At 68.5% G+C, this 26,913-nt stretch carries 18 protein-coding genes; 9 read left to right on the forward strand and 9 right to left on the reverse strand.

All coding sequences use genetic code 11. The features are described 5' to 3' along the window. Positions 1 to 802 precede the first annotated feature (802 nt). Positions 803 to 1,684 carry a patatin-like phospholipase family protein gene (locus DB30_RS34980; protein ID WP_165704088.1) on the reverse strand — a complete coding sequence of 294 codons (882 nt, stop codon included), beginning with the start codon at positions 1,682 to 1,684 and terminating at the stop codon, positions 803 to 805. A 111-nt stretch (positions 1,685 to 1,795) separates the two neighbouring features. On the opposite strand from DB30_RS34980, the gene DB30_RS34985 reads away from it, so the two are divergent. The 4 genes from DB30_RS34985 (at position 1,796) to DB30_RS35000 (ending at position 11,588) form a co-directional block, all read left to right on the forward strand. Beyond that, positions 1,796 to 3,892, forward strand: coding sequence for a M3 family metallopeptidase (locus DB30_RS34985; protein ID WP_052557399.1), 2,097 nt, complete (start codon positions 1,796 to 1,798; stop codon positions 3,890 to 3,892). Beyond that, positions 3,889 to 4,707 carry a gamma-glutamyl-gamma-aminobutyrate hydrolase family protein gene (locus DB30_RS34990; RefSeq protein ID WP_146662012.1) on the forward strand — a complete coding sequence of 273 codons (819 nt, stop codon included), beginning with the start codon at positions 3,889 to 3,891 and terminating at the stop codon, positions 4,705 to 4,707. The genes DB30_RS34985 and DB30_RS34990 overlap by 4 nt, the downstream gene beginning before the upstream one ends. Further along, positions 4,704 to 5,762: a hypothetical protein gene (locus DB30_RS34995; protein ID WP_052557400.1), complete on the forward strand. Its 1,059-nt coding sequence runs from the start codon at positions 4,704 to 4,706 to the stop codon at positions 5,760 to 5,762. Before DB30_RS34990 ends, DB30_RS34995 begins: the two co-directional genes overlap by 4 nt. A gap of 168 nt (positions 5,763 to 5,930) precedes the next feature. Further along, positions 5,931 to 11,588, forward strand: coding sequence for a protein kinase domain-containing protein (locus DB30_RS35000; RefSeq protein ID WP_146662014.1), 5,658 nt, complete (start codon positions 5,931 to 5,933; stop codon positions 11,586 to 11,588). Positions 11,589 to 11,778: 190 nt separating this feature from the next. Here DB30_RS35000 and DB30_RS35005 read toward each other — a convergent pair whose 3' ends face one another. Genes DB30_RS35005 through DB30_RS35020 form a run of 4 tightly spaced genes read right to left on the reverse strand, consistent with a single transcriptional unit; the run spans position 11,779 to position 16,041 of the window. Continuing rightward, entirely contained in the window at positions 11,779 to 12,828 is a 1,050-nt protein-coding gene (locus DB30_RS35005) for a DUF294 nucleotidyltransferase-like domain-containing protein (protein WP_052557404.1), read from the reverse strand. 2 nt (positions 12,829 to 12,830) lie between these two features. Then, entirely contained in the window at positions 12,831 to 13,958 is a 1,128-nt protein-coding gene (locus DB30_RS35010) for an HD domain-containing protein (RefSeq protein ID WP_052557406.1), read from the reverse strand. A gap of 57 nt (positions 13,959 to 14,015) precedes the next feature. Further along, positions 14,016 to 15,224 (reverse strand): hypothetical protein, encoded by a 1,209-nt coding sequence (locus DB30_RS35015; RefSeq protein ID WP_052557408.1) that lies wholly within the window; start codon positions 15,222 to 15,224, stop codon positions 14,016 to 14,018. A 28-nt stretch (positions 15,225 to 15,252) separates the two neighbouring features. After that, positions 15,253 to 16,041: a 4'-phosphopantetheinyl transferase family protein gene (locus DB30_RS35020; RefSeq protein ID WP_146662018.1), complete on the reverse strand. Its 789-nt coding sequence runs from the start codon at positions 16,039 to 16,041 to the stop codon at positions 15,253 to 15,255. 103 nt (positions 16,042 to 16,144) lie between these two features. On the opposite strand from DB30_RS35020, the gene DB30_RS35025 reads away from it, so the two are divergent. Both DB30_RS35025 and DB30_RS35030 read left to right on the forward strand, forming a co-directional pair. Further along, on the forward strand, positions 16,145 to 17,287 hold the full coding sequence (locus tag DB30_RS35025; RefSeq protein WP_052557414.1) for an acyl-CoA dehydrogenase family protein: 1,143 nt from the start codon (positions 16,145 to 16,147) through the stop codon (positions 17,285 to 17,287). 272 nt (positions 17,288 to 17,559) lie between these two features. Continuing rightward, positions 17,560 to 17,892, forward strand: a complete 333-nt coding sequence (locus DB30_RS35030; protein ID WP_052557416.1) for a hypothetical protein — start codon at positions 17,560 to 17,562, stop codon at positions 17,890 to 17,892. 521 nt (positions 17,893 to 18,413) lie between these two features. On the opposite strand, the gene DB30_RS35035 is transcribed toward DB30_RS35030, so the two are convergent. After that, positions 18,414 to 19,163: a hypothetical protein gene (locus tag DB30_RS35035; RefSeq protein ID WP_146662020.1), complete on the reverse strand. Its 750-nt coding sequence runs from the start codon at positions 19,161 to 19,163 to the stop codon at positions 18,414 to 18,416. A 215-nt stretch (positions 19,164 to 19,378) separates the two neighbouring features. On the opposite strand from DB30_RS35035, the gene DB30_RS35040 reads away from it, so the two are divergent. Both DB30_RS35040 and DB30_RS35045 read left to right on the forward strand, forming a co-directional pair. Next, a complete protein-coding gene (locus tag DB30_RS35040) occupies positions 19,379 to 20,548 on the forward strand; it encodes a D-Ala-D-Ala carboxypeptidase family metallohydrolase (protein ID WP_146662022.1) in 1,170 nt (389 codons plus the stop codon). Positions 20,549 to 21,035: 487 nt separating this feature from the next. Beyond that, the gene (locus DB30_RS35045) at positions 21,036 to 21,497 is read left to right on the forward strand and encodes a hypothetical protein (RefSeq protein ID WP_052557422.1); all 462 of its coding nucleotides are present in this window, start codon (positions 21,036 to 21,038) and stop codon (positions 21,495 to 21,497) included. A 19-nt stretch (positions 21,498 to 21,516) separates the two neighbouring features. Here the strand turns inward: DB30_RS35045 and apaG are convergent, their stop codons facing one another. The 3 genes from apaG to DB30_RS35060 are packed head-to-tail and all read right to left on the reverse strand — an operon-like array spanning position 21,517 to position 23,867. Further along, on the reverse strand, positions 21,517 to 21,909 hold the full coding sequence (gene apaG / locus DB30_RS35050; protein WP_052557424.1) for a Co2+/Mg2+ efflux protein ApaG: 393 nt from the start codon (positions 21,907 to 21,909) through the stop codon (positions 21,517 to 21,519). Positions 21,910 to 21,928: 19 nt separating this feature from the next. Continuing rightward, complete coding sequence (locus tag DB30_RS35055; RefSeq protein ID WP_146662024.1) at positions 21,929 to 22,507, reverse strand: response regulator; 579 nt, start codon at positions 22,505 to 22,507, stop codon at positions 21,929 to 21,931. Between the two features lie 28 nt (positions 22,508 to 22,535). After that, positions 22,536 to 23,867, reverse strand: a complete 1,332-nt coding sequence (locus DB30_RS35060; protein WP_052557427.1) for a DUF4388 domain-containing protein — start codon at positions 23,865 to 23,867, stop codon at positions 22,536 to 22,538. Between the two features lie 52 nt (positions 23,868 to 23,919). Here DB30_RS35060 and DB30_RS35065 point away from each other — a divergent pair, with 52 nt between their 5' ends. After that, complete coding sequence (locus tag DB30_RS35065; RefSeq protein WP_052557429.1) at positions 23,920 to 26,616, forward strand: serine/threonine protein kinase; 2,697 nt, start codon at positions 23,920 to 23,922, stop codon at positions 26,614 to 26,616. The last annotated feature ends 297 nt before the right edge of the window (positions 26,617 to 26,913 follow it).

A 26,913-nucleotide genomic window follows, 5' to 3' on the forward strand; every position in this document is an offset into this window, starting at 1 on the left:
GACCCTCACGGGTCTTCTGTGCGCTTCTCGTCGTTCGAGACGGCAGCTACGCGCTCGGGATCGGGCAGTTCTTGGTCAACCACCGCTCCACTCGATCGGGCAACTGTCCACGCGTGCCGGCATCCATTGGTTTCGCGGGCGTACCTCGAGCATCGCCTGCGCACGCTCGGCTCCGGTTGCGAGCGGTTGTCATCGGCGGCTTCTTGGGCGACGCGACGCCACGCCACGCCGGGCCGCTGCACGCCGCTCGGACGCTCGCGTGCGACAGCGCCCAGGTCGACGTCGTGCTCGTGGAACGCTGTCGCTGCATCTGCGCGACCACTCGAAAGCACTCGAACGACCACCGCAACCATCGAGTGCACCCCCCGAGTGCACCCCCCCGAGTGCAACCACCGCAACCAGCATTGTTGGACTCCAAGACGCCCCTCGATCCCGAGCGTGTAGCCGCCGTCTCGAACGACGAGAAGCGCACAGAAGACCCGTGAGGGTCGCTCCGGGCACAATAAGAGGGCGTTGCGAGTGCGTCACCGAAGCCACAGCCCGACCTCGCCGACAGCGATCCATGACAACGCAAATTAGCGCCTTGAGCCCTCCGTGCCCGGAGCGACCCTCACGGGTCGTGCGCGCTGCCGGATCAGCACATCGACCCCTGCACACCCCAAAAGCACGACCCGGCCCCCGACTCGTGCGGCCTCCGTCGCTCACCCGAAGCGACCTCCTCGCGGGGCGGGAGACCTATGTTTGTTCGGATGCGCGGGCGCAAACTCGACTCGAATACACCGAAGTTGGGGTATCGAGGACGCTAGCCAACGTCGTCGAGCAGGCTGGCGACGCGCCCACGCAGGACGGTGCCCTCGCGCTGGCCAAGCTCATAGGTGGCCATCACGTTGTCGGGCGAGGTGTAGTCCCAGGTCGTGACCGGCAGTTCGTCGGCGGGGGCGAGGTACAGGATCCGGCCGCCTTCGGGTAGTCGCAACGGGACGCGCGCGACCTTGAACGGGCTGCTGAGCAGGACGAGGATCCGGCCGCGGTGGGCCTGCTCGGGCAGCGCGCGGACGGGGACGTTGTCGACCAGCGCGCCGTCGAGGTAGCGCAGGCCGTCGTGACTAGGCGCGGGCGTGACCGGGGGCGTGCTCGCCGACATCACGGCCCACTCCACCAGTTGCTGGGGATCCGCGGCGTCGATCGAGCGCACGACCCGGGCGTCGATCCCCGGCGGCGGCGAGCTGGGTCCGTGGACGCGCCCGATTCGGTTGCGCTGCTCGAAGCTGCGCAGCGCGTTGACGCAGGTCCGCAGCATGGGTGACTCGGCGCGCAACACGGACATCAAGATGTGGACCGGGGCGGCCTGGCGGATCCGCGCGAAGCCGCCGCCGTCCATGATGAAGCGCAGCGTGCTGCGGACGATCGAGTCGTGCGGGAACACGGGACCGCCGACGAGCGCGCGGTGAGCATAGAAGTTGCGCGGGTTCTTGCTGGTGATGTCCAGAAAGTAGGCCAGCGACTCGTCCACGCGCTCGCTGACGCTGACCAAGGCCATGATCGAACCGGCGCTGGTGCCCGCCCAATTGTCGACTGGGGGCAGCAGGCCCTCGAGCGCCCGCAGCACGCCCATGCCCCAGAAGGTCTTGCAACCGCCGCCCGCGAACACCACGGACAGGCCCGCGTGTGGGGTGTGCCGCACGAGCTGACTATAGGCCCCGATCGCCGGCTTCGCACCCGACCGTTGGCAACCCCCGACACGAAATCGAGCCCAACCCTTGCGCTCGTCGCCGGGGAGCGCCAAAAACGATCGATGACCCTCGCGGCCAACCCCCTCGTCCATGAGCGCTTCTCGATCGCGTTCGACCAGATCGACGCTGCGCAGGTCGAGCCCGCGATCGCGCACTTGCTCGACCAGGCCGAGGCCGAGCTGCAGGCGATCGTGGCGCTGCCGGACGGTGAACCCCGGACGACCGCCAACACCCTGCACGCGTTTGAAGAGCTTGGCCGCGGGCTGGAGTGGGCGATGGGCGTGGTCGGTCACCTCGAGTCTGTCGCGACCACGCCGGAGCTGCGCGCGGCCTACGAGGCGGTCCAGCCCAAGGTCAGCTTGTTCAGCTCGCGGGTCTATCAAGACCCCGGGCTCTACGCCGCGCTGCGGGCGTTTGCCGCCACCCCAGCGGCCGCCAAGCTCGACGCGACCCACGCCCGGTTGCTGACCAAGCTGCTCGACACCTTCCGCCGCAACGGGGCCGAGCTCGACCTAGACGACAAGCAGCGGCTCGCGGAGCTCGAGGTCGAGCTCGCCAAGATCACGACCAAGTTCAGCCAAAACGTGTTGGACGCGACCAACGACTACGAGCTGGTCATCACCAACGAGGCCCTGCTGGCCGGGCTACCCGACAGCGCGCGCGCGGCCGCGAAGGCTTCGGCCGACAAGAAGGGCGTGGCAGGCTGGCGGTTCACGCTGCACGCCCCGTCCATGATCCCGCTGCTGACCTACCTCGACGACGCAGAGATCCGTCGCCAGGTGTGGATGGCCTACGCGACCCGAGCCAGCTCCGGCGAGCGAGACAACCGCGAGCTGATCGCCCAGATCCTGAAGCTGCGCGAGACCAAGGCCAAGCTGCTGGGCTACGAGAGCTTCGCCGATCTGATCCTCGAAGACCGCATGGCCAAGCGGGGCGAGACGGCGCGGGCGTTCGTCGATGATCTGCGCGATCGCAGCGAGGCGTTCTTCGCCGCCGAGGTCGCGGAGCTCGTCGAGTTTCGCGCGCGCGAGCTGGGCGAGCAGGCCGCGGCCAACGGGCCCGACACCTCCGACAATGGCCTGGCCGGCTGGGATGTTGGCTACTGGTCAGAGAAGTCCCGCCGCGCCCGCTACGACTTTGACGAAGAGCAGCTGCGACCCTACTTCGCGCTCGAGGCCGTGCTCGAAGGCATGTTCGAGCTGGTCAACCGGCTGTACGGCATCAGCGTCGAGGTCATCCACGATCTGCCCAAGTGGCACGCCGACGTTCGCACCTATCGGGTCCGCGACGGCGCGCGCGAGCTTGGCTGCTTCTACGCGGATCTGCACCCGCGCGAGGACAAGCGCGGCGGCGCGTGGATGAACAGCTTGATCACCGGGCTGCCCAGCGCTGGCCGCCCACACCTTGGCCTGATCTGCGCCAACCTGACCGAGCCGCTGGGTGACGAGCCGGCGCTGCTGACCCACCGCGAGGTCGAGACGGTCTTCCACGAGTTTGGCCACCTGCTTCACCACTTGCTGAGCGAGGTCGAGGTCCGCAGCCTGGCCGGCACCAACGTGGCCTGGGACTTCGTCGAGCTGCCCTCGCAGATCATGGAGAACTGGTGCTGGGAGCGGGCCTCGCTCGATCTGTTCGCGCGTCACTACAAGACCGGCGCGCGGATCCCCGACGAGCTGTTCAACAAGATGCTGCGCGCGCGCAACTTCATGAGCGCGACCGCGATGATGCGGCAGCTGGGGTTTGCGAGCCTGGACCTCGCGCTGCACCTCGACTACGCCCCGCAGCTGCTCGCGCCGGATCAGCAGGCCCCGCCGCTGCTCGAGTTTTGTAACGCGCAGATGCAGCGCTTCTCGGTCGCGCCGCTGCCAGCGAACTACGCGATGATCTGCGGGTTTGGCCACCTGTTCTCGTCGTCCGTGGCCTACGCCGCGGGCTACTACAGCTACAAGTGGGCCGAGGTCCTCGACGCCGACGCGTTCTCGCAGTTCAAGCAGGGCGGCGTGTTCAGCCGCGAGGTCGGGCAGCGGTTCCGCGAGCGGGTGCTGGCGCGCGGTGACAGCCGCGACCCCGCCGAGCTCTACCGTGAGTTCCGCGGCCAGGATCCCGATCTGGATCCGCTGCTGGTTCGCTCGGGCCTGGTTCAGCGAGGCGCCGCGTGACCGTGCGCCACGCGGATCGACCACGGATCGCGCTGACCGCTGCGATCATCCACGAAGACCCCGAGCGCGCGCTGTTCAAGGGCAAGGCGCTGCAGTTCAGCGAGCAAAAGATGGCGCACGCGGTCTGGCGCGGCGGGGGGCTGCCGATCCAGCTGTTGGATCTGCGCGAGAAAGAAGCGCTCGAGCAGGCGATCGCCGGGTGCGACGGCTTGCTCTTGCAAGGCGGCGCCGACGTGGCGCCGGTCTGCTACGGCGAGCAACCCCTTCGCCCCGAGTGGGGCGGCGACCTGATCCGCGACCAGCACGAGCTCGCGGCGATCGAGGTCGCGCTCGCGCTCGGCAAGCCGATCCTCGGGATCTGTCGCGGGGTTCAGGTGTTGAACGTCGCGCTTGGCGGGAGCCTGTATCAGGACATCGAGACCCAGGTCGCCGACAGCCTCGTGCACCGCGACTGGGATCGCTACGAGATCATCGAGCACGAGGTCGCGCTCGAGCGCGAGTCGTGGCTGGGCGAGGCGTTCCGTGACCACGGGCGCGCCGGCTCCAGTGACGGCGCGCTGACGCTGCTGACCAACACCATCCACCACCAGTCGGTCAATCGCGTGGGGATCTCGCTGGCTGTCAGCGCCCGCGCGCCCGATGGCGTGATCGAGGCGTTGGAAGTGATTCGGGCGGATCGTTGGGCGGTCGGTGTGCAGTGGCACCCCGAGTGGCTCGATGGATCGGACGAGGGTGGGGCCCATCGAACCCCTGGCAACCCCGTGTTCTCGCGCTTCGCTCAGGTCTGTCGCGAGCGCGCGGTGGGCCGCACGTGAGTCCGGCTGGCGCGGCCAGCAAGCGGGGGCGACAGACCCGCGTGCTGGCGCGAGCCGGGTTTGACGAAGCAGGACTCGGGCCGACGCTCGGTCCGCTGGTCGTCGCCGGCTTCGCGACTTCGGTGCAGGCGAAGCCGGGCGCCAGTACAGATCGCGGCCCCGTTGACGATCTGCTGGGTCCGCTCGCGTCGGTCGTGGGTCCGCCCGGGCTTCGCGACGGACGGCTCGAGGTCGGCGACAGCAAGAAGATCCACACGGGCACCCACAAGCTCGCCCGCATCGAACGCACCGCGCTAGCGACGGTCGGCTGGGTGTACGGCCAGATCCCGCGCAGCGTGTCCGAGCTGCTCGAGCTCGTGCTCGTCCGCGAGTTCGAGCTGCCCGAGGATCGCAGGGCGCCGTGGTGGTCGATGCTCGATGAGGCGCTGCCGATCGCGGGCGATCGCGGGCGGCTCGAGCATGATGCGGGGCGCCTGCGCGAGGTCGCCGACGCGCGCGGTGTGACGCCGCTTTGGTATCGCGCCGACGTCGTGTCGGCCGCCCGGGTCAACCGTGAGCTCGCGGCCGAGCAGCTGCGCGAGGGCACCAAGAACACCTGGGCGACCCACGCGGTGCTGCGCCTGGCCAAGCACGCTGTCGACCGGATCGACGCGCACACGATCGCGCTTTGGTGTGACAAGGCCGGGGGGCGGCAGGCCTACCTCGAGCCCCTGTGCCGTGTGTGGCCCGAGCCGACTGGTCGGATCGACGTGTTGCTCGAGCGACGTGATCGCAGCCAGTACGGGCTGCTTGGACTTGCTCCACGCCCGATCGAGGTTGGCTTTGTGATGGGCGGAGACCGGCTCGATCCTCGGATCTCGTGGGGCTCGATCCTCGCCAAGTATCTGCGCGAATTGATCTTGCGCGCGTTCAATCGCTATTTCGTCGCGCGCGTGATGGAGCTGCGACCCACGGCGGGCTACCCAGAAGACGCCAAGCGCTTCATCGCGCAGGTGCAGCTGTCGCTCGGTGACAACGGCGGGCTCGAGCGCGACGCGTGGATTCGCTGCAAGTGAGGGTGTGCGCCCGCGGTGCTTGGGCGCGCGCTCTCGCAGTCTCGCGCTTCACACACTGACGCAAGTTGGGGCGCTACCGCGCCGCGTCGATCTGCCGATCGCCTCGTGTCCTTTTCAGCCAATTCACCAGACTTGCGGGGTAGACTGGCGCGCGGCGTCATCATCCACATGGCCCTACCATTGGCAGATTATCGAGCGACTCGCCTCTTGCGGGAGTCCGCTCGATCGCGTGTGTACGCCGCGGTGTCGGAGCGAGATGACCACGAGGTCGTCGCAAAGGTCTTCGACATCGAAGACGAGACCGATGAAGATCGGGTCCAGCACGAGTTCGAGCTGATTCGCAGCCTCGAGCTCGACGGCGTCGTCAAGGCCCTCGAGCTGCGCCGCGTCGGCGATCAGCTGGTCCTGATCCTCCAGCGCGTGCCAGGCGTCGATCTGGCCCAGTTTGCCGCCGGCAAGGCGCTGGCGCTCGAGGTGTTCTGGCAGATCGCCACGCAGATCGCTGACATCCTCGCGCGGACCCACGCCGCGCGGGTGATCCATCGTGACATCAAGCCAACGAACATTCTGATCGATCCAAGCGACAAGCGAATCTCGTTGGCGGACTTCGGCATCTCGGTGCTGCTCGAGAGCGAGCGTCGCCACATTTACGACAGCGATGTGTTCATTGGCACGCTGCCGTATATCTCGCCCGAGCAGACCGGTCGCACGGGTCGGCCGGTCGACTTTCGCAGTGATCTGTACTCGCTTGGCGCGACCTTCTTCGAGCTGCTCACCGGCCGCCAGCCGTTCGCGGACCTGCCCCCGCTCGAGTTGATCCACGCGCACCTCGCCAAGCGGCCCGCGTCACCAGCTTCGCTGCGAGCGGCGGTGCCTGACGGCCTGTCGCGCGTGGTCATGAAATTGCTCGAGAAGGCGCCAGAGCGTCGCTATCAGACCGCGGCTGGGCTCGCCGCGGATCTTCGCAGCCTGCAAGCGCTGCATGAAGCCGGGCAGGACGACGCGAGCTTCGAGCTTGGTGGCGAGGACTTCGCAACCAGCTTCGTGCTGTCCAGTCGGCTCTACGGTCGCGAGCAAGAGCGGGCCGCGTTGGCCGAGGCGTTCGCCGCGGTCGCGGCGTCCAAGCAGCGACGAAGCATCGCGCTGACGGGGCCGCTCGGGGTCGGCAAGTCGGCGTTGATCAGCGATCTCGAGGTCGTGGTCGTGGCTCGTGAGGGCTACATGATCCGCGGCAAGTTCGACCCGTTCCGCGAGCAGCCCTACCTTGGCTTCGTCCAGGCGTTCACCAGCTTGTTCGAGCAGATCCTGTCGGAGAGCGATGCCCGACTCGCGCGCTGGCGTCGGCAGTTGCTGGCCGGGCTCGCCGGTCTCGCCGGGGTGGTCGTCGAGCTGTGCCCGATCTTCGAGCTCATCGTTGGCTCGCAAGAAGTGCCCGCGCAGCTCGGCGCGGTTGAAGCGGGCAACCGTCTGCAGATCGCGCTGGAGCGTCTGCTCGCGGTTGTGTGTACGGACGAGCGGCCGGTGGTGTTGGCGCTCGAAGGCTTGCACTGGGCCGGGCAAGGGAGCGCGCGACTGCTCGAGGCGCTGATGCACGGCGACGGCGGACCCTTGCTGCTGCTGCTCAGCTTGCGCACGGATCAGCTGAGCGCCGACCACCCGCTCGCGTCGGTGCGCGCGGCGTTTGGTGGCTCGGTGCAAGAGCTCGCGCTGACCGGGCTGCCCAGCGCGGCGATCGAGTCGCTGGTCGTCGACAGCTTGCCCGGCGTCGCCAACCCCGAGGTGTTGGCGCAGACGCTCGCGCGCAAGACCGGGGGCGTGCCGCTCTTCATCGGACAGCTGCTCACGCAGCTGGCCACGCGGGGGCTGCTGCGGCCAGACAAGCGCGGCTGGAGCTGGGATCAGGCAGCGGTCGAGGCCGAGCCGATCCCCGATGACGCCGTCGCGCTGATGAGCGCCAAGCTCGACGCGCTCAGCCACGAGGCGCGCGACGTCATCCGTCGTGCGGCGTGCATCGGCCCGCGCTTCGACGTCGCGCGGGTGGCCACGGTGTGTGACGACCCGCGGTCGGAGTTGGCGGCGAGTCTGTTCGAGCTCGAACAGGCTGGGCTGCTCGCCCGCGTGGGGGCGGAGTATCGCTTCACCCATGAGAGCATTCAGGACGCGGCGCAGCGCGGCTTGGATGCGGCGGCGCGCCAGCGACTGCACTGGGCGATCGGGCAGGAGCTGCTCGAGAGCGCTGGGGGCGGCGAACAGCGGCTGTTCGAGGTCGTCGAGCATCTTCACGAGGGCCTCCCGGCAGACCTCGAGGACGCGCAGCGGCTCGAGCTCGCGCGCTTGGATCTGCGCGCGGGGGAGCGAGCCTTGGATGCCGCCGCCTACGATCTGGCCGAGCGCTACCTTGGCCAGGGCATCGCGCTGACCGAAGCCCAGCGGCAAGAGGTCGCCACGCGCGGCGTGGAGGCAGCCAACTATGAATTGGTGTTTCAGCTCCACTTTCACCTGGCCTACGCGCTGGCGTTGGCCGGGCGCCGCGAGCAGGCGGATCAGGCCTTCGCCGAGCTGCTCGACTGGCGCCTCGAAGACCACCACTTTGGTGAGGTCGTGGCCCGGCGGGTCCGGTTGTTGTGGGTCGACACGCGCCACCCAGAGGCCGTCGAGCTGGGCCTCGCCGCGCTCGCGCGCTTGGGAGTGAACATTCCGCAGGATCTCGGCCGCGCGCGCGCAGGGATCAGCATCGTGCGCGCCTGGAGGTTTGGCCGCAGGCTCAACGTCGCGTCGGTCGACGCGATGCGGCGCTGCCAGGCACCGCGCGACCTCGCGATCATCGGCATCATCGCGCAGCTGAAGTACCCGGCGTTCACCGTTAGCTTCAACCTGTTCTTGTTTCTGGTCGGTCAGCACACGCTCAACATCCGGGCTCGCGGCTTCCACCCCAGCTTGCCGCGTGCGCTCAGCGAGCTGTCGGCCGGGGTGTGTGGCGGGCTTGGCCGGGTCGATGACGGGATGGCGCTGTTCGACTTGGGCCTGACGCTCGCGCGGCGCGACCCGACGGCGTCAACGATGTCTCGCTTGATCGCGCTAGGCGGCGGCTTGGCGCTGCATCGGGGTCGGTCGTTCGCCGAGATCGCGCGCCTGTACGACACCTGCTACCAAGCCGCGCTCGAGGCCGGCGAGTTCGATCCCGCCGCGTTCATGGGGGGCTTTGGCGCCGACCTGCAGCTGGAGTTGGGCACGCACCTGCATGTCCTCAATCGTCGCTGCGTTCGCGTGATTGGCGATGTTGGCCGCCAGTGCCCCAATCAAATGCGGGTGGTGATGTGGACCTTGCGTGGGGCCTGCGACGCGCTCACGGGTTCGGGCCTCGAGCCGCGAGCGGAACCCGATGAGGGCAGCGGCGACGCGCCGCGTGGTTGGATGCTCGATCCCGACGAGGTGTTTGCCCAAGCCGGGGTCCGCACGAACCTGTATGTCGCGCTGACCCTCAAGGCGATGATCCAGCTGGTCCTTGGTGAGTACGAGGCCGGCCTGGCGACCTGTCTGCGCAGCGTTCACGACATCGCCAAGGTCGCGTTCAACACCTGGTTCGTGGCCCGGACCTGCGTGCTCACCTGCGTGGCCTACTACGCCGTCGTGCTCGCGGGCGGTGTCCCGGTCGCAGGCGCGCAGGCGAGCGCGCGCAAGGCCGAGCGCCTGCTCCGGCGCTGGGTCAAGCACAGCCCGACCAACTATGGACACTACGTCGACATCGCCGTTGGGCTCCGGCTGGCGAGCAAGGGGCAGATCGGGCCGGCCGTGCGGACGCTCGATCGTGCGTGGGCGCAGGCCCGCAAGCGCGGGTGTCGGTGGCTCGAGGGTCTCGCCGCCGAGCAGCTCGCCGCGTTGCTCGAGCGCGAGGACATGGGCGCGCTGGTTCGTGGTGCGCGGCGCCGGGCCTGGGACGCATACGCGGCCTGGGGCGCGGAGGCCAAGCTCGCGCAGCTGCGTGAGGCTCACGGCGAGCTGTTCGTCCTTGGCCGAAGCGAGCGCGCGCGCAACCCCGCCTCCGATCCACTAACGGGATCGATCTTGACCCAGACGGCCGGCCTGTCGCTTTCGCTCTCAGAGAGCAGCCCTGCGCTGGATCTGGCCGCCGTGCTGCGCAGCGTTGGGGCGATCACGGAGGACCTTCGGCTCGAAGAGGTGATCCGGCGGCTGCTCGACGCGACCTTGACCAGCGTCGGGGCGGACCGCGGCCTGCTGGTGCTCGAGCAAGCGGGGGAGCTCACGCTGGTCGCCCGGGGCAACGCCGACGGGACCCGCGAGCTGCTCGCGGATCCGCCCTTGGTGCGCGATGTTGTCGAGCTGGCCCCGGTCACGCTGATCAACTTCGTGGTCCGCACTGGGCAGGCCGTGGTGCTCGATGATGCCCGCGTCGATCTGCGCTTCGCCGGTGACGCGTACCTCGAAGCCAAGGACGTTCGCTCGGTGTTGGCGCTGCCGCTGCTCAAGGGCGAGCGCCGGCTCGGCGCGCTGGTGCTCGAGAACCGGCTCACGACCCGCGGCTTTAGCTCGACGAGCGTCGAGACCTTGAAGCTGATCACCCGCCAAGCCGCCAGCACCCTCGAGAACGCGCAGCTGTACAGCGCGCTGCACCGGAGCGAAGCCCGCTGGCGCTCGCTCGTCGACGGTGCCCCGGATCTCATCGCGTTGCTCGACGAGCGAGGGCGTGTGGTGTTCCGCAACCACAGCGGGCCGCTGACTGGCATCGACTCCAAGGCGGACGACGCCGCCGACACGGACCGCGCAAGCGATGTGGACGACGCCAGCGATGACGCCGACGCCGGGCGGCTCGAGCCGGAGTCGGCGCAGCGCTGGCGCGAGGCCGTCGAGGCCGTGCTGTTCGCGGGCCAGCGCTTCGAGCTCGAGCTCGAGTACGTGCCGCATCTGCCGCATCGGCAGCCGCCGCGTTGGTACGCCGTGCGCGTCGCTCCGATCGAGCTGCATCGCGCGTTGGGGCGCGACGGCGAGGTCGTGCGCCGCAACGCGGTCGCGGTCGCCACCGACATCACCGCGCGCAAGCAGGCCGAGCGCGACAAGCAGCAGCTCGAGGGCCAGCTGCGTCAGCAACAACGGCTCGAGTCGGTCGGCACCCTCGCCAGCGGGGTCGCTCACGAGATCAACAACCCCGTGCAGGGGATCATGAACTACGCGGATCTGATCGCTGCGCACGCCTCGGAGCCCGAGGTCGTGATGGAGTTCGCCGGCGAGATCACCCACGAGTCTCAACGCGTGGCGACGATCGTGCGCAACCTGCTGGCGTTCTCGCGGCAGGACGCCGAAGACGTGCCCGAGGCCGCGCGTCCCAGCGACGTCGTCGAGGCCACGCTGTCGCTGGTTCGCTCGGTGCTGCGTGGCGATCACATCGCGTTCAGCTTCGAGGCCGAGCCCGAGCTGCCGCTGATCCGCTGTCGCAGCCAGCAGATCCAGCAAGTCGTGATGAACCTGGTCACCAACGCTCGTGACGCGCTCAAGAATCACGAGCCGGGGTCGGCCGCGGGCAAGCGCATCGACGTTCGGGTGGGACGCTCTCCGCGGCCGGGCTGGGTCCGCATTGGCGTGGAGGACTCGGGCGGCGGCATCCCGATTGAGGTTCAGCCCCGCATCTTCGATCCCTTCTTCACGACCAAGTCCCGCAACGAGGGGACCGGGCTTGGCCTCGCGCTGTCCCACGGCATCGTCGCCGAGCACGGGGGCGAGCTCTCGTTCGAGACGGAGCTTGGCGTGGGGACCCGGTTCTTGCTCGAGCTGCCGGGCTTGGTCACGGCAGAGACGCTGCACGGCTGGTGACGTCTACGCCAACGAGCTTGCGCGACGCGGCGTGAACGTGGAGCTCTTCGATCACGACTTGGCCTTCCTGCGAACCGCCCGCTGGCTGTTGTTCATGGGGCGTTGGCGCGAGCTCGAGGACCCACCCAAGACGCTTCACGAGTAGCGGAGCGTGGTTGGCGAACAACGTGGGCCAGGGGGTGACCTCATCTCAGAGAATACAAAACCGGACCATGAACGCGCGGCAGCGGCCAAACAGCAGGTCGACGATCTGCTCGGCGGCCGCGTCGAGCCGGGTGGCGTTGGTGTGCAGCGAGCGGTACACCGCCGACTCGTCGCGCCGCTCATAGTCGAGGGATCCGAGCTCGTCGCGGACCTCGGCGGTCGCCAGCGCGGCCAAGAAGTGGTCGAAGCACACGAAGGGCTCACGCGCGAGCTCGGGGGCGCCAAAGTGATCGAGCGCGGTGAACAGGCGCAGCAGCGACGGCCAGCCGACCCGCGCGGCCAGGCTCACGTCGCGCGAGTCGTCGTCGTCGATCGCGTCGACGGCCCAGCACTGCAGCGCGAGGTTGGCGAGGTGCCACAGCTTGCGCGAGTGACGAAGCTTGAGCACCCGGATCGCCCAGCTCTTGTCGAGCTCTTCGACCTTGTGGCGGTAGTCCATGCACAAGGTCCGGTAGTAGCGGTGCAGATCGTTGCCCAGCGAGGTCAAGAACCGGCCCCGAGAGATCCGCGCGTCGGCGTAGGTGCGAAACACGGTGTGCTTGGTGTCGCGCCCCGCACCGGCCAGCCACGCGCCCTCTGTCAGCAGCAGCGCGCGGTAGGTCAGGGTCTCGTTGGTGTCGACGCGGCCGCCGATGTTGTGGATCAAGCGGCGCAGATCCACGGCGTGGTCAAAGGTCTTTTGCGGGATGTCAAAGCTGTCGCTCAGCCGCGCGAGGGCCTGTGCGCGCAGCTGCGTCGCTTGGTCTTGGGTCACGCGCCCGCCGTCGTAGATGAACGCGAGATCGAGGTCCGACTCGGCCGAAGCCTCGAGCCGCCCGAGCGAGCCCAACGCAAACGCAGCGCAGCCCTCCCACGGCTGCGGGTCCGCCTTGGTCAGGGTTGCGAGCCGGGCGCGGGCGAACCGAAGCCGGCTGCGCGAGAACGCTTCGGCGGCCAGGATCGCGGGGACCTGCGCGGGCGTGAGCCCGATCCGTGGCAGACACTCGACGAAGGCCGAGCGCTGAACGAGGTCTGCGGTCGGGAGGCGCTCGGGCACGGTCAGATCTCCGGGACCCAGGCCAACTCCAAGCCCGGATCCAGGTTGGGCAGGCTGAGTTGATCCTGGCGGCGCGAGACCAGCCAGCCCTGGGTGCGCTCGTGGCGAAACCGCAGAGACCAGCTGTGCAGCGCGAGCCCACGCTCGCTCGGCTCGACGCCCGGATCGATGAAGTAGCGCTTGCGGGTGCGGACCAGCACGGGCCGCCGCTCACCGCCAGCGTGGGTCTGCGAGCTACCGACGATCTCGCCGTAGGCTTCGGAGGTCCACAGCTCGTAGTCGCCGTCCTCGCCGCCGTCGAGCAGCGCGCGGGTCAGGGCCTCGGCGCCGAGCCGCCTTCGCAGCGCTGGATCGTCGAACCGGTCCAGGGCGTCGATGATCTCGGGGTCGTCGCGGTCGAGCTTGGCGGCGACCAGCTCGCACAGCCGCGCTTCGGCCAGGATGTTCGAGGGCAGGTTGATCACGCGATCATAGGCGTGGTCCTTGAGCGCCCAGAATCGATCCATGGCCGGCAGCGCGGCGCGGCTGATCCCGAGCTCGCCGTCGACCCAAGTGAAGATCCGCTCGGGGAGCTTGCGGCGGCGCAGTCGAAAGTCTCGCGCGACCCGGTTGATGCCTTCGAGGGTGTCGAGGTTGATCGGGGCCTTCAGCAGCTCGGCGAGCGGCCGCAGCTGCGGGGCAAGGGTGTCGCTGTTGTCGATGATCGCCCAGGTCGTCTCGGGATCGATGTTGGCCTGCTCGAGCACCGGTCGCAGGGAGCGTTGGCGCGGGATCGGCCCGTCGCCAAGCACGATCCAGCGGCCGACCTCGTGGTGCCCCGCGCCGAGCAGCTTGGTGAACGCAGGCTCGGCTGCGTGCGAGAGCGGGTAGTGCCCAACGTCGTGCAGCAAGCACGCAGCGACGAACAAGCGGGCTTGCTCGGGTTGCAGCTCGAGCGCCGCCGAGGCCTGACACGCGAGGGTCGCGACGCCCAACGAGTGCTCGAGCCGGGTCGATGCTCGCCGGCTGCGTGGGTGCGCGTCGAGGGTGCCGAGGAAGCTGATCCGTCCAAGCCGCCCGAGCCAGGGGCTGGCGAGCAAGCTGTCGCCAAGCAGCTCGACGAGGCGCGCGCGCTGTTTGGCGGTGCTCATGGCTCACGGCTCATGGGGCGGGCTTCATCTTGGCACGCTGGCTCAGCGGCTTCTAGCTCAGCCGGCACCGCAGCCACCACACGAGGCGCCGCAGCCGGCGTCGTGGTCACCCACGTCGACGCTGGTCGCCTCCGACCTCGCGCTGCCCAGGTCACCGGCGAACCCGCGGGTGACGCGGGGATCGCCGATCTCGCCCGGATCTTGGTCGCCAAAGCTGGGGATCTGGGGATCCACGATCACGCCCGCTTCGCTGAGCTCGACCAGCTTGGCGAGGCCGTCGTCGAGCGCCGATGCAGCCTCGCGGCGCTCACCATCCGAGCGAAACACGCGGGTGCCGTCGGGGTCGACGACCTCGAACGCGAGCCCCTGCCAGCCGCGGCCAGCGATGATCTCGGACAAGGTCACCCACGCGACGAAGTCGAAGTAGGGATCGTAGTAGTAGTGATAAAATGGCTGGTCGTACGCGCCCTTGCGCGCGGGGATCGGCAGCGGGCGATACTTGGGCGGGCGCACGGCCGAGCCCCAGCTCAAGGTCCGAAAGTGGTCGAGCTGCCGCGGGCCCGGACGGATCAGGCGGAGCTCGACGGGGCTGACCGAGCTGGCCAAGCACAGCGGGCCAAGCTGCTGGGCGAGCGCGCGCTGGGTCTGTTCGACAAGCGCGGCGAACCGCTCGCGCCCGGCTTGCAGCCCGCTGGGGTCCCGAGCGAGCACGCGCAGCCGCTGCGCGTAGCTCAGCGGGGTGTCGCCGCGAGCGATCTGCATGCTGTCGAGCCGCGCCACGAACCGCAGACGCAGCTCTGGAGTGTTCTCGAGTCGGTCGAGGGCTTCTGCCTCGCCTGCGGACACCTTCGTAGACTGTTCCTCCGTGGCCAGTGAGCTGACCCGTCGCGCGAGGGTGATCTCGACCAGGCAGCGCAGCCCCTCGCGGCGGTCCGACAGCGTGAGGGTCATGACCTCGAACTCGCGCTCGAGCGCGCCGGAGGCGTCGAGCTGCGCGGCCGCGGCGGCGAGGTCGCCCGAGTCCTCGCTGACGTCCACGTACACACGCTTGCGGTCGACGATCAGGTTGAGGACGTCGGTGATGCCAACCTGCGCGAGCGCCTCGGTGACGGGCTTGAACACGCTCAGACCCGTGACCGTGGCGACGTCGTGCGTGTGCCTGGGGTCGAGCTCACGGCCGATCAGGCGCGAGAACCAGTCGAACAGGGTCCGCTCGCGCAGCTCGGGCTCGCTGGGCAGATCGATGTGGATGGACGCGTGCAGCATGAGTGAGCCCCGACTGTAGCAGGCCGCGTCAGATCGACGGCGGGTAGGCGCCGCGCGCGGCCAAGGGTGGGGCCGAGCACGGGGCAAAGTAGTGGCGCAGCTCGAGCGGCGCGCCGCTCCAACACGCCGCGGCTGCGTAGCCAGCTGGGCACGGCACGTCGATCATGCGCCAGCGGCTTGGGTGGTCGCCGGCGCGTTCGGTTCGCAGCAGACGCGCCGGCTCGCCGCGGCCAAAGCTGATCGAGAACGCCGACGACGCGAAGCTCAGGCCGGTGCCGATCGCCTTGAGGTACGCCTCTTTGCGGGTCCACGCCCGATAAAAGGCCGCGGTGTGCTCGGTGCTTGGCAGCCTGCGAAACACCTCGACCTCGTCGGGCGCGAAGAAGCTCTCGGCGATCGACGCGAACTCGCGGCCGGGGCGAGCCTCCTCGACGTCGACCCCGAGCTGCTCGTCTGCGGCCCCGAAGATGACCCCGACGAGCCCGACCGTGCCCGAGTGCGAGAGGTTGAAGCACAGCGGCGCCGGCCCGCGCTCGGGATCGGGCAGCAGCGCCGGCTTGCCCTGTTCGCCATACGCAAAGCACAGCGCGCCCGGCTCCGCGTCGAGGTAGCGGGCCAGGATCCGGCGCAGCTCGGCGCGGGCGCGGTAAGACTGGCGCTGCTTGGACTCGATGATGATGCGGTCGGCCTTCGCGGTCTCTTCGACCGTGAGCAGGTTGCGATCCGACTCGCTGATCGGGCGGGCCAGATCGATCTCCCACAGATCCAGCACGCCGGCGCGCGGCGTGAAGGCGTTGGCGAGCTGCGGTCGGGTCATGTTGGCTCCCGAATCGCCGAGGCTGGGTCGGGCGTCGAAGTACAAGTCGCGCTGCGCTGCCGTGGCACGCCCCAGGTGTACACTGCGGCGCCGAGGTACGCAGGTGAAGCGCGAGCTGTTCGACGAAGATCACGAAATTTATCGCCAGACCGTCCGCGCGTTCATGAAGCGCGAGGTCGTCCCCAAGCAAGACCAGTGGATGGCCGACGGCAGCGTCGACCGTCAGACCTGGCAGGCGGCCGGGGCCGCGGGGTTGCTGTGCCCCTGGGTCGAAGAGCGCTGGGGCGGCCCCGGCGGAGACTTCTTGCATTCGGTGATCGTCTGCGAGGAGCTCGCGCGCGTGTACGAGTCGGGGTTTGCGATCCCGCTGCACTCCGACATCGTCGTGCCCTACATTCACAGCTTTGGCGACGACGCGCAGCGCGAGCGGTGGTTGCCCGGGTGCGTCAGCGGCGAGCTGATCACCGCGATCGCCATGACCGAGCCCAACACCGGATCGGACCTCGCGGCGATCCGCACCACCGCCAAGCGCGACGGCGACGCGTACGTGATCAACGGCTCGAAGACCTTCATCTCCAACGGGTTCTTGTGCGACCTCGTGATCGTCGCGGCGAAGACGGAGAACTCCGATGATCCGCACCGCGCGGTCTCGCTGTTCGTGGTCGAGGGCGGCACGCCGGGCTTCATCCGGGCCAAGAAGCTGGCGAAGATGGGCTTGGCCTCGCAAGACACCGCCGAGATCGCGTTTGAAGACTGCCGGATCCCTGCCGCGAATCGGCTTGGGCCCGAGGGGGCGGGCTTCATGATGCTGATGCAGAAGCTGCAGCAAGAGCGGCTGGTCGTCGGGGTGATCTGCCAGAGCGCCGCCGAGCAGGTGCTCGAGGACACGATCGCCTACGCCAAGCAGCGCGCTGCGTTTGGGCGGCCGATCGTCAAGTTCCAGAACACCCAGTTCAAGCTGGCCGAGTGCGCGACCGAGGTCGAGGTTGGCCGGCACTTTTGCGACGCCGTGATCCGCCGTCACGCCGCCGGCGAGTACCTCGTCAAGGAGTGCTCGATGTCCAAGCTGTGGCACTCGGAGATGCTCGGTCGTGTGGTCGACGAGTGCCTGCAGTTTTATGGCGGCTACGGGTACATGCTCGAGTATCCGATCTCGCGTGCCTACATCGACGCCCGGGTCCAACGGATCTACGCCGGCACCAACGAGATCATGAAGGTGATCATCGCCAAGCAGATGGGGATCTGAGGCTGGCTGGCGCCGGCCTCGCGCACGCTACGCGCGCGGCTCGCAACCTCGGGGCGACGAACAAAAAGCGTGACGGTCTGGCGCTGCGGCAGTTCGCCAATCGTGGCCGTGGTCGCAGAACGGTCGAAACACGCCGTTGCGCGGTCTCGCTCGGCATCGCGCCTCGCTGGTTCGGACTTCGGACCGTGGTAGCGTGGTCACGGGATCGCACGGTGCCAGTGAGCGACGAGGAGCGCTGCTGACCCGGGTCGAGACCACCAGAGAGTTCGAGCATGGCGCAACCTTCGAACCGCTTCCAAATCCTCACCTGGGCCGACTTCGACGATTTCTGGCAGGCGCTCGAGGAGTCCCACGAGCAGACGCCCTACACCTTCGACGCGTACGACGAAGAGGTCGCTCGGATCGCCTTCAAGGCAGGTCGCGAGAGCATGCGTCGGCAGGTGGTGGCGATGGTCGAGCACATGCTCGAGTCACGCCGCGCTCAGCTGCCGGGGCTGCGGGTTGATCCGCATGGGCAGCAAGCGGTGACCGCCGAAGTCGGTCGCGCGGTGCTGCGCGAGATCGCTGACGACGTCAGCTCGCTCCTCCGTGCCGAAGACAATTAAGCTGATTTAGACCCCCCCGGCCGCTTTCGCACTGCGGGTCACTCGCTTCGCTCGCTCCCATTGGGTGTTTGTTTGCGGGGGTATGATTGGCCCCCTGGGAGGGGGCTCTTGTCTGGGTACCTACGGCCTCCGGGGGGCGCTCCATCGGTGTCCTTCCGCGCGCGTAGGGGGTGCGTTGGGGGGGGATGGGGGACGGTGGACGTCCGGCGGACGGTGGACGGTGGACGGTGGACGGCGGATGGCATGTGTTGGGCGGGTGGACGGTGGACGGTGGACGGTGGACGGTGGACGGTGGACGGTGAACGGTGGACGGTGGACGGTGGACGGCGGATGGCATGCGTTGGGCGGGTGGACGGTGGACGGTGGACGGTGGACGGTGGACGGTGGACGGTGGACGGTGGACGGGGGACGGGGGACGGGGGACGTAGGGCGGGTGGAGGCCACTGTGTGTTTCGCACTGCGGGGTTACTCGCTTTGCTTGCTCCTGAAGGGGCATTTGTCTTGTGGGGGTGTTGAGACGGTTAGGGGTCCATGTCTAGGGTGGGGAGGTGGCTGCGGCCGCGGCCTTCCCAGGCGCGGACGCTGAGCTCGAGGGCGAGCTCGGTGAAGCTCAGCAGCTCGAGGAGCTCGCGCTCGGTCGTGGGCTCGAGTGCGCCGCCGTCTTGTAGCTGCGCGCCGAGTTGGCCGAGGTCGGCACCGATCGCGCGAGCGCGACGCAGCTGGGAGAGCTCGGGACCGCGGGAGCCTTGCCTGGCGCTCCACGTCTCGCCGACGAGGGCGCCGGCGGTGTCGAGGCGGACCTGCCAGCGTGCTGATCGGCCGCCGACGACCGCCTCGCCTCGCAGGCCTTCGACGGTGGTCCAGACCTCGATGCGCGCGGGTGGGCCGTCGAACTCGTCGAGCACGATGCTGGCGGCGGGGCCACCGAGCGAGTGCGTGAGCGGGTGAATGTGGAGGCGGCCTGCGACAGCTCCGGCCGGGTTGACGACGACCAGCGCGAGCTCGCCGGGTCCGTCGAGCACCACGCGATAGTGCGCGTGCGCGGGGAGCAGCGCGGCGGCGTGGGACGATGGGCGGGACTCTAGCGCGAGGTTTTGGCCGTGGACGATCCCGCGGGCGATGACCGGGCCTGCCGGGTCGTGCGGGACGAGAGAATGCGTGTCGCGCACGGCGACGTCGGTCGAGACCAGCGCGCACGCGCTCGTGAACAGTCCAGGCGCGAGCAGGAGAAACAGACGAGGGACACGTTTGGATCGAGTGGAGCTGGACATGAGCTGGGTCCTCGCGGGGCGCCACAGGGCGGCCGCAGGAACCTCTTCGGCCCCAGTCAGGATGGTTTTCAAGCTATCTGCAGGGTCGGGCGATCGAGTGCCAGCACCGCGGTGACGGCTGCGAAACTCGTGGTCCAAGCAACGACGAGAGCCCCGGCCGTGGGGCGTGATCGCCCGGCTTGCCGCAGCGGTGGACTCCGAGGATCATCACCAACATGCCAGCCTGGACCGATCGCGCCTTGCTCTGTCTGTTGCTCGCCGCGCCTGCGGGGCTGTTCCTTGGCTGCAGCGAGGGCACCGGCGCCGAGGATGTGGGGATCGTGTGTGATCCAGGCGAAGGGCAGATGTGCACCTGTGCCAGCGGCCTGGGCAGCGTGGCGTGGTGTCGCATCGACGGCACCGGCTTCTTGCCGTGCGAGTGCGAAGCCGGCGACGAGGGCTTTGGTGGTGAGACCGCTGGCGATGGGGATGGGGATGGGGATGGCGACACCGGCGATGGGGATGGGGATGGCGACACCGGAGATGGGGATGGGGAGACAGGCGACGGCGACACCGGGGACGGCGACGCCGACACCGGGGATGGCGATGGCGACGGCGATCCGATCTTGGACCAGGCCTGCTACCCCGGCCCCAACGATGACTACAGCGTGTGTTTTCCGATCGTGGTGCCCGCGCCGCTTCCGGCTGGGTACGACTACCCGGCGCCCTACCAGGGCAACCCCAACTATCGCGCGCCAGTGCGCTACCTGGATCTCGACGCGATCGATCAGTCGGCCCAGGTCGCGGCAAACTTCACGCTCGATGAATTTGCACAGTCATGGAAGGGACGATACGCCGTGCTGCAACCGCACGCGGTCGCCTATGTTCAAGATTTGCGGGATGTCGTCGGACCGATCTCGGTGAACTCGGGATATCGGCCGCCCGCCTACAACGCGATGGTCGGCGGGGCGGGCTCGTCGCGGCACATCTATGGCGACGGCTTCGATCTCGATCCGATCGAGGTCCCGCTCGCCACGCTCGAGGCCGCGTGCAGCAACAACGCAGGCTTCCTCGTCGAGTACGAGAGCCACGTGCACTGCGACTGGCGCAACGTCGACGTCGACGTCGGGTTCTTCGGGCTGCCGAATGGCGACGCACCCAACGAGCTCCCGCTGCTCGCAGCCTCGCTCGAGCAGGATCCACACACGGGTCACTGGAGCGCGCCTGCGAGCGGTTTTGACGAGGGCGAGCCGGTCAGGCGATGGACGGCCTTCGCCGCGGATGATCGCGTGCTCACCCAAGCGCGCGGGCGCACCTTCGAGGCCCCCCCGGAGACCGCCTACGTCGAGGTCCTCGTTGGCGCTCGAATGCGGCTGGTTGGCGAGCCGCTGTCGCGGCGCGAGTGAACAACCCAGGCTCGGGTCCGACTGAAGAAATCGGTGCCCGACCGGGCAAATGTTACCTGGTTCGCAGAAGTTCGCTGCTCTAGTGAACCAGTCCACGAAGGTGTCCGCAAGCGGGCGAGAAGCCCTCGCCCGAGCTGAAAACAGTTCGCTGCTCTAGGTCTAGGAGCCCGTGGTGCAACGCCTCACGCCGCCTCGCTTGGTCTTTCCGCCGAGCTCTTCGTCGCCGAAACTTCCAGTACGCCCGGTACAGGTGCGTTTCGGCTCCTCAATCTCGACGAAAATCCCGGCGCGAGGCGACGCGATGCGATGCACCACGGGCTCCTAGGTGAACCTGACAACGAAGGTGTCCGCAAGCGGGCGAGCAGCCCTCGCCCGCGCTGAAAACAGATCGCGGCGTCGTGGGATCAACTCGATCGATCTGACGACAATCCCCATGGCCTCCGGCACGTGCGGGAGCGCCGACGTGCCGCATCTCCCGGGCAGGAACATGACGCAGCTCATCAATCGACTCGAAACGATCCTCAACCAAGCCGAGCGCCGCGCGCTCGTGGCCGTGCTCCGCTCGCGGCCAGATCTGACCCTCGGCAAGCTCCAAGAATGCTTCACGGGCCAGTTTGGCGCGACGCTGCAGACCATCACGATCCGCGAGCTGGTCGAGACCCCCGTCGAGCTCGAGCTACCCAGCGACGGCGGGCCGGTCATCGATCGAGGCGCGCTCGAGCGGGCGAAGCGGTTGGTCGGTGAAGAATTCGACGTCTGCGTGCTGCAGGCGATCCAGAGCGCAGGCGGGCAGCCCGTGTCGGCGAGCTACCTGCGGGTCCGCGTGGGTGGGCCGCGCTGGAAGTTGCTCGATTCCCTGCGTCGCCTGGTCGACGCCGGCCAGGTCGAGCGCACGGGTGTCACCAGCTCGACGCGCTACCGACCGCTCGTCATGCCGCCCGACCAGTGAACCCGACCAGTGAACCTGATCAGTGAACCGAGTGGGGCAGACTCAGCGAGAACGGGGCGATCTTCGCGTCAAACCGCTCGCCTTCCGAAGTCACCATTTGGTAGCTGCCATGCATCGTCCCGAACGAGGTCGGTAGCGGACACGCCGACGTGTAGTGAAATTTGTCGCCGGGGCCAAGCACCGGCTGCTCGCCGATGACCCCGGGTCCACGGACTTCCTCTACGCGGCCCTCGCCGTCGGTGATCACCCAGTGCCGGCTGAGCAGCTGCGCGGTCTCGTCGCCAACGTTCTCGAGCTCGACGCGATACGCGAAGAACCAGAGTCCGTCCTCGGGACGCGAGCGCGGCTCGATGTAGTGAGCGTGGACGCTCACTCGGATGTTGCGCGTGACGGCCTGCGAGCTGTCGGGCATGGTCCTGAGTCCTGGGTCCCTACGGATCCGCGATCCAGTTCGAATCCAAGTCGAGGCCGCCGTCAACCCGATCTTCAAAAAACTTGGTCGCGCGGGTTCGCAAAAATTCGTCGTCGAAGGGCTTGATGACGTAGGCGGTGGCGCCGTTGCGCAGCGCCCAGTAGCGGTCGACCTCGTTGCTCATCGAGGTGACGAACATGGTCGCGGGGGCCTCGCCGCCGTAGCGATCCCGGAGCCGCCGAAGTAGCTGCATGCCGCTGAGTCCCTCGAGCAAGATCTCGGCGACGACGAGGTCGGGCTTGACGACCTCGATCAACGCCCAAGCGGCGCTGCCGTTGTCGGCCTCGTGGACCGCGAGGGTGCGCGCGTCGGGCGGGGGCGGCGTGGCCGTGTCGGAGCTACCGGCCCGCAGGGCGGCCTCGCGCAGCAGACCGATCACGCGCTTGCGGTTGTCGGTGTCCGGGTCGACGACCATGATGGTCTTCCACGCGCCAACCTTGACCTTGGGCTTGGGCGCGACCACCGGCGCGGCGAGCTTCGAGTTGCCAGCGCGTGGGGGAGGTGCGGGGCGCGGGGGCACCTGAGGCGGGGGAGTCAATTGAAGTTCCTCGGGGAGCAGCCGGCTCCTAGACGGTCACGGGGGTTACGCGCCTGCGCACCACGTTGGACTTGCTGAGCCGGTAGACGATCCGCGAGACCGCGAAGGTGCCCGTGCGGGTGCGCCGTGCGATGTCCTTGACGGAGTTGCGACCGTTGATGAGCTCGAGCACTTCGAGCTCATCGCGGGCGAGGACCTCGCGGGCCATGCGGCTGACCTTGGCGTCGTCGCGCACATAGATGTCTTCGAGCACGGGCATGTGCGGGCCCATCATCGCGTTCTCGTCGAGGCGGCGCAGCCCGTCGAGCAGCGCCTCCGAGACCGCGAGCTCGACCTTGTTCTCGTCGGCGCCCGCGGCCGACGACGCCTCGAGCTCGGCGAGCGGGACGAAGCCGGCGACGCCCTTGCGAAACGTCAGCACGTGGCAGGTGATCTCGCGGGCCTGGGCGAGGATCGCCGTGGCCAGCTCACCGGGCGTGATGAACCCCGCCTCGACCAGGCGCTGCCCGAGCGGCCGGCCGGCGGGATCGCGGCCGACGATGAAGGCCTCGAGCTCGTCGTCGCGCATGAACCCGCCCTCGACCACGAAGCGCCCGAGCTTGAGATCTTCGTCGTCGCCAAAATACTCGGCCAGGCGGATCTGCCCGCCAGCGAGGTGCAGCCGGGCCTCGCGGCCGACGGACGAGATCGACAGCACGCCGGTCACCGAGTCGTCGCTCAGCATCTCGAGCAACGACTCGAGCCGCTGCGCTGCGAGATCGACATGGATCGCCTGCTCGCCGGGCGGGCTCGGGAGCTCTTCGGCGCCCTCTAGATCCGTGAACAATTGTTCGACCGCCCCCATGTCGAGGTGGTCGAGGTCGCCGAGCGAGGGGAAGTGCTTCGCCAACAACCGGGCGAGCTGGACCTTGCGTTGGTCCGGGACGTCGTCCATGTCGGCCGGCAGCTTGGCCGCGTCGATCGACGCGACGGTCTCGCTGACGACCTTGAGCAGCGCGGGGCTCGAGAACGGACGCCGCACCGTCGGCAGGCCAGCGGCCGCAGGGATCGGGTTTGGATTGCGCCGACTCACGATCAGGATGCCGGGCAGGTTCGCCGCGCCTGGCAGCCGGACCAGCTCGCGCAGCACCGACGCGCTGACGGTTGGATCCGCAGAGGCGTCCAGCAGCAGCGCGACGATCGAATTGTCGCCGCTGGCACCGTGTACCTTGAACATCGAGACCGCGTCTCGTTGCCCTGCGGCGTTGAAGACGTTGTAGCCCGCCAGACGGAGGCTGGCGGTCGCCAGCTTCGCGGTCGTGGGGTTGGGGTCGTAGTAGAGGATCCCCGGGGCCGTGCGCGCTTTGGGCGAGTCGGGCATTGAGCCGGCAAAGTCTACTCGGAATCGGGCTCGGCGTGGTAGCGTCCCGGCCATGGTCATGGGCGCCCTCGAGCGGCTCGATCCGCCACGGGTCCTTGGAGAACTCACGCTGCTCGCAGCGCTTGGCGAGGGGGGCATGGCGACGGTCTATCTGGCCGGCGTGGGCTCGGGCCCGCTCGCCCGCATGTGCGCGGTCAAGCTCTTGCGGGCCAACCTGCCAGATCACGACTACATGACCCGTTTCCTCGATGAAGCGCGGTTGGTGGTCCGTCTGCACCACAACAACATCGTCGACGTCCGCGCGGCGGGGGAGATCGACGGGCAGCTCTACATCGCGATGGAGGCGATCGAGGGTCGTGACCTTGCGGACGTTTGGGATCGCTGCGCCGAGGTCGGCCGGGCGTTCCCGGTCCCGCTCGCGGTCCACACCTGCCGGGAGGTGCTGCGCGGTTTGCACTACGCCCACACCTTCCCGGGTCTGGGCCTCGTGCACCGCGACGTCTCGCCCTCGAACGTGCTGATCGACTGGGCAGGTGCGATCCGCCTGGCGGACTTCGGCCTCGCGACGTCCAGCCTCAAGGCCAGCCTCACCTTGCCGGGCGTGGTGTTTGGCAAGGTCGGCTACATGAGCCCCGAGCAGGCCCGGCACGAGCCGCTCGACGGTCGCGCCGACGTCTACGCGGTGGCCGCGATCTTGTGGGAGCTGCTGACGGGCCGGCCGCTGCGCTCGCCCGACGGCATGAGCACCGACTCGGTCTCGCGCTTCGAGGCTCCGCCACCAAGCTCGCGCAGTCGCCGGGTGGACGCGCACCTCGACGAGATCGTCGCCAAGGGGTTGGAGCGCCATCGCGACAAGCGCTGGGACAGCGCGCAAGCCATGATGCTGGCGCTGAACCAATGGCTGGCGGATCACTCGCCGGAGATGGGCCAAGAGATGGTCTCGGACTTCATGCGCAAGCTGTTTGGCAACGCGCGCGAGGTCGAGTCATCGTCGCGGGCCGAGCTGCTGCGTGAGCTCACGAGCTCGCACCGGGCCGCGTCCGGTACGCAGATCCTCGAAGACAGCGGCCAGACCGAGACGGCACCCCGTGACTCGCGCGGGTCGGCGCGGCTGGGCGCGGCGGCGCCGGGGCTCGACGCCAAAGAGTTGATCGACGCGGGCACGGTGATCGCGGATCGCTACCGCGTGCTGTCCCGGCTTGGCCGCGGCGGCATGGGCTACGTCTATCTTGGCGAGCACGTGACCGTGGGTCGCTCGGTTGCGATCAAGGTTCTCACCCACGACTGGAGTCGCACGACCTCGGTCGCGCAACGGTTTCGCGCAGAGGCCCGGGCCGCGAGCGCGGCCGGCCACCCCAACATCGTCGAGGTGTTCGACGCGGGTGAGCTCGCGGATGGGCGGCTGTATCTGGTGATGGAGTTCCTCACCGGGCGCAACTTGTTCGAAGAGGTGCAGACCGTTGGCCCGATGGCGGTCGCGCGGTCGTGCCACATCATGCGTGACGTCGGTCGGGCGATCCGAGCCGCGCACGAGGTTGGGGTCATCCATCGTGATCTCAAGCCCGACAACGTCATGCTCGTCGACCGCGGGCGCGACGAGGGTGAGCTCGTCAAGGTCTTGGACTTTGGGATCTCGTCGTCGGCCGAGCGCTCCGCTGGCGAACAACGCCTGACCAACGTTGGCCAGGCGCTTGGGACCCCAGAGTACATGGCGCCCGAACAGGCCAAGGGGCACCAGGCTGACGAGCTGTTCGACATCTATGCGCTCGGCGTGATGTTCTTCGAGCTGCTGACTGGCGATCCGCCGTTTCACGGCACCAACGTGTTCGAGATCGTCACCCGCAAGACCAGCGAGGCCGCGCCCTCGATCGGGTCCAAGCGCGACGACCTCCCGGACGATCTGATCTCCTTGGTCGACGACTGCCTCGCGGTCGAGCCCGAGCGGCGGCCCAAGACCGCGCAGCTATTTCTGGCCCGGCTCGAGGATGTGCTGCGCAGGCTCCCGCGCGAGAGCGGGGCGACCAAGATCGCGTTCGAGGCCTCGCTGACCCGCGGTCTCGCGCCCAAGGTCACGCCCAAGCCAACGCCGCCCGATCCCAACGACGCAACGGACGAGATCGAGCGCATCCCTCCTCCGGTCGCGGAGCCGCGTCCGCCCGTCGTGGTCGAGCCCCCGACGCCGCCCATCTACTATGTGTTGCTGGTCGGGGTCGTGCTGGTGATCATCTTGGGCCTGTGGGTGGCCTTCACGGGTAAAGGTGGCGGCCCGGACACCGAGACCGAGACCACAGACTCGGCGGTGGCAGTTGACGCGGGCGACGACGCAACGAAGGTCGATCCCGACGCTGGCGAAGTCGTGGCGCCGCTAGATGTTGGGGACGCAGCGACCGGCACGGAGACTGGCGCGGGCACGGAGACTGGCACGGAGACCGGCGCCGAGACGGGTGACGAAACCGGCACGGAGACCGGAGAAGTTCAGGCACCCAGTATCGCCAAGCACGAGACGGCAGAGTGCAAGCGCGTGCGTGACGACGCGGAAGCGGCCGCCAAAGCGTTCAAGTGGGACGCCGTGTTGGGACTGACGGGGCAGCGCAAGTGCTGGTCAAAGTCGCAACGCAACGACAACATCAAGCTCGAGGTCGAGGCGCTGATGGAGAGCGAGCGGTGGGAGAAGTGCGTCAAGGCAGGTCGGAACCACCCGAGCGGCAAGGTGAAGGGCTGGGTCAACATCTGCAAGGGGCACCTGTGACCCGCCCAGTGCCACGCGTGTAGCCGCCACACTTCGAGTTGCGTCTCCGCCCGCGGCCCGGCCCGCGTGGAAATAACGGGTTTTCGCTTGCCCCGTGCCGCGGTTCGTTGTTTGCTGTGGGCGAACGACGAACCATGCAGGAGTTTGCCCGCGAGTTGATGAGCTCGATCGTAGTGGCCACGCTGACGTTGAGCGTGGTGACGATCGGGATACCAAGTGTGACGCACGCGTCGGAGCCACAGCTCGCGCCGCGGCTGGTGGGGCGGATGATGGCGCCGCCGGAGCCCGAGCGAGCGG

It is taken from the genome of Enhygromyxa salina, from assembly GCF_000737335.2.
In the GTDB taxonomy this organism is placed as follows: Bacteria; Myxococcota_A; Polyangia; order Nannocystales; family Nannocystaceae; genus Plesiocystis; species Plesiocystis salina_C.

Coding starts and splice junctions, on each gene's coding strand:
- DB30_RS34985 (WP_052557399.1), top strand. CDS start 1,796: ATGACCCTCGCGGCCAACCCCCTCGTCCATGAGCGCTTCTCGATCGCG.
- DB30_RS35000 (WP_146662014.1), top strand. CDS start 5,931: ATGGCCCTACCATTGGCAGATTATCGAGCGACTCGCCTCTTGCGGGAG.
- DB30_RS35010 (WP_052557406.1), bottom strand. CDS start 13,958: ATGAGCACCGCCAAACAGCGCGCGCGCCTCGTCGAGCTGCTTGGCGAC.
- DB30_RS35015 (WP_052557408.1), bottom strand. CDS start 15,224: ATGCTGCACGCGTCCATCCACATCGATCTGCCCAGCGAGCCCGAGCTG.
- DB30_RS35020 (WP_146662018.1), bottom strand. CDS start 16,041: ATGACCCGACCGCAGCTCGCCAACGCCTTCACGCCGCGCGCCGGCGTG.
- DB30_RS35030 (WP_052557416.1), top strand. CDS start 17,560: ATGGCGCAACCTTCGAACCGCTTCCAAATCCTCACCTGGGCCGACTTC.
- DB30_RS35035 (WP_146662020.1), bottom strand. CDS start 19,163: ATGTCCAGCTCCACTCGATCCAAACGTGTCCCTCGTCTGTTTCTCCTG.
- DB30_RS35040 (WP_146662022.1), top strand. CDS start 19,379: ATGCCAGCCTGGACCGATCGCGCCTTGCTCTGTCTGTTGCTCGCCGCG.
- DB30_RS35045 (WP_052557422.1), top strand. CDS start 21,036: ATGACGCAGCTCATCAATCGACTCGAAACGATCCTCAACCAAGCCGAG.
- apaG (WP_052557424.1), bottom strand. CDS start 21,909: ATGCCCGACAGCTCGCAGGCCGTCACGCGCAACATCCGAGTGAGCGTC.
- DB30_RS35060 (WP_052557427.1), bottom strand. CDS start 23,867: ATGCCCGACTCGCCCAAAGCGCGCACGGCCCCGGGGATCCTCTACTAC.
- DB30_RS35065 (WP_052557429.1), top strand. CDS start 23,920: ATGGTCATGGGCGCCCTCGAGCGGCTCGATCCGCCACGGGTCCTTGGA.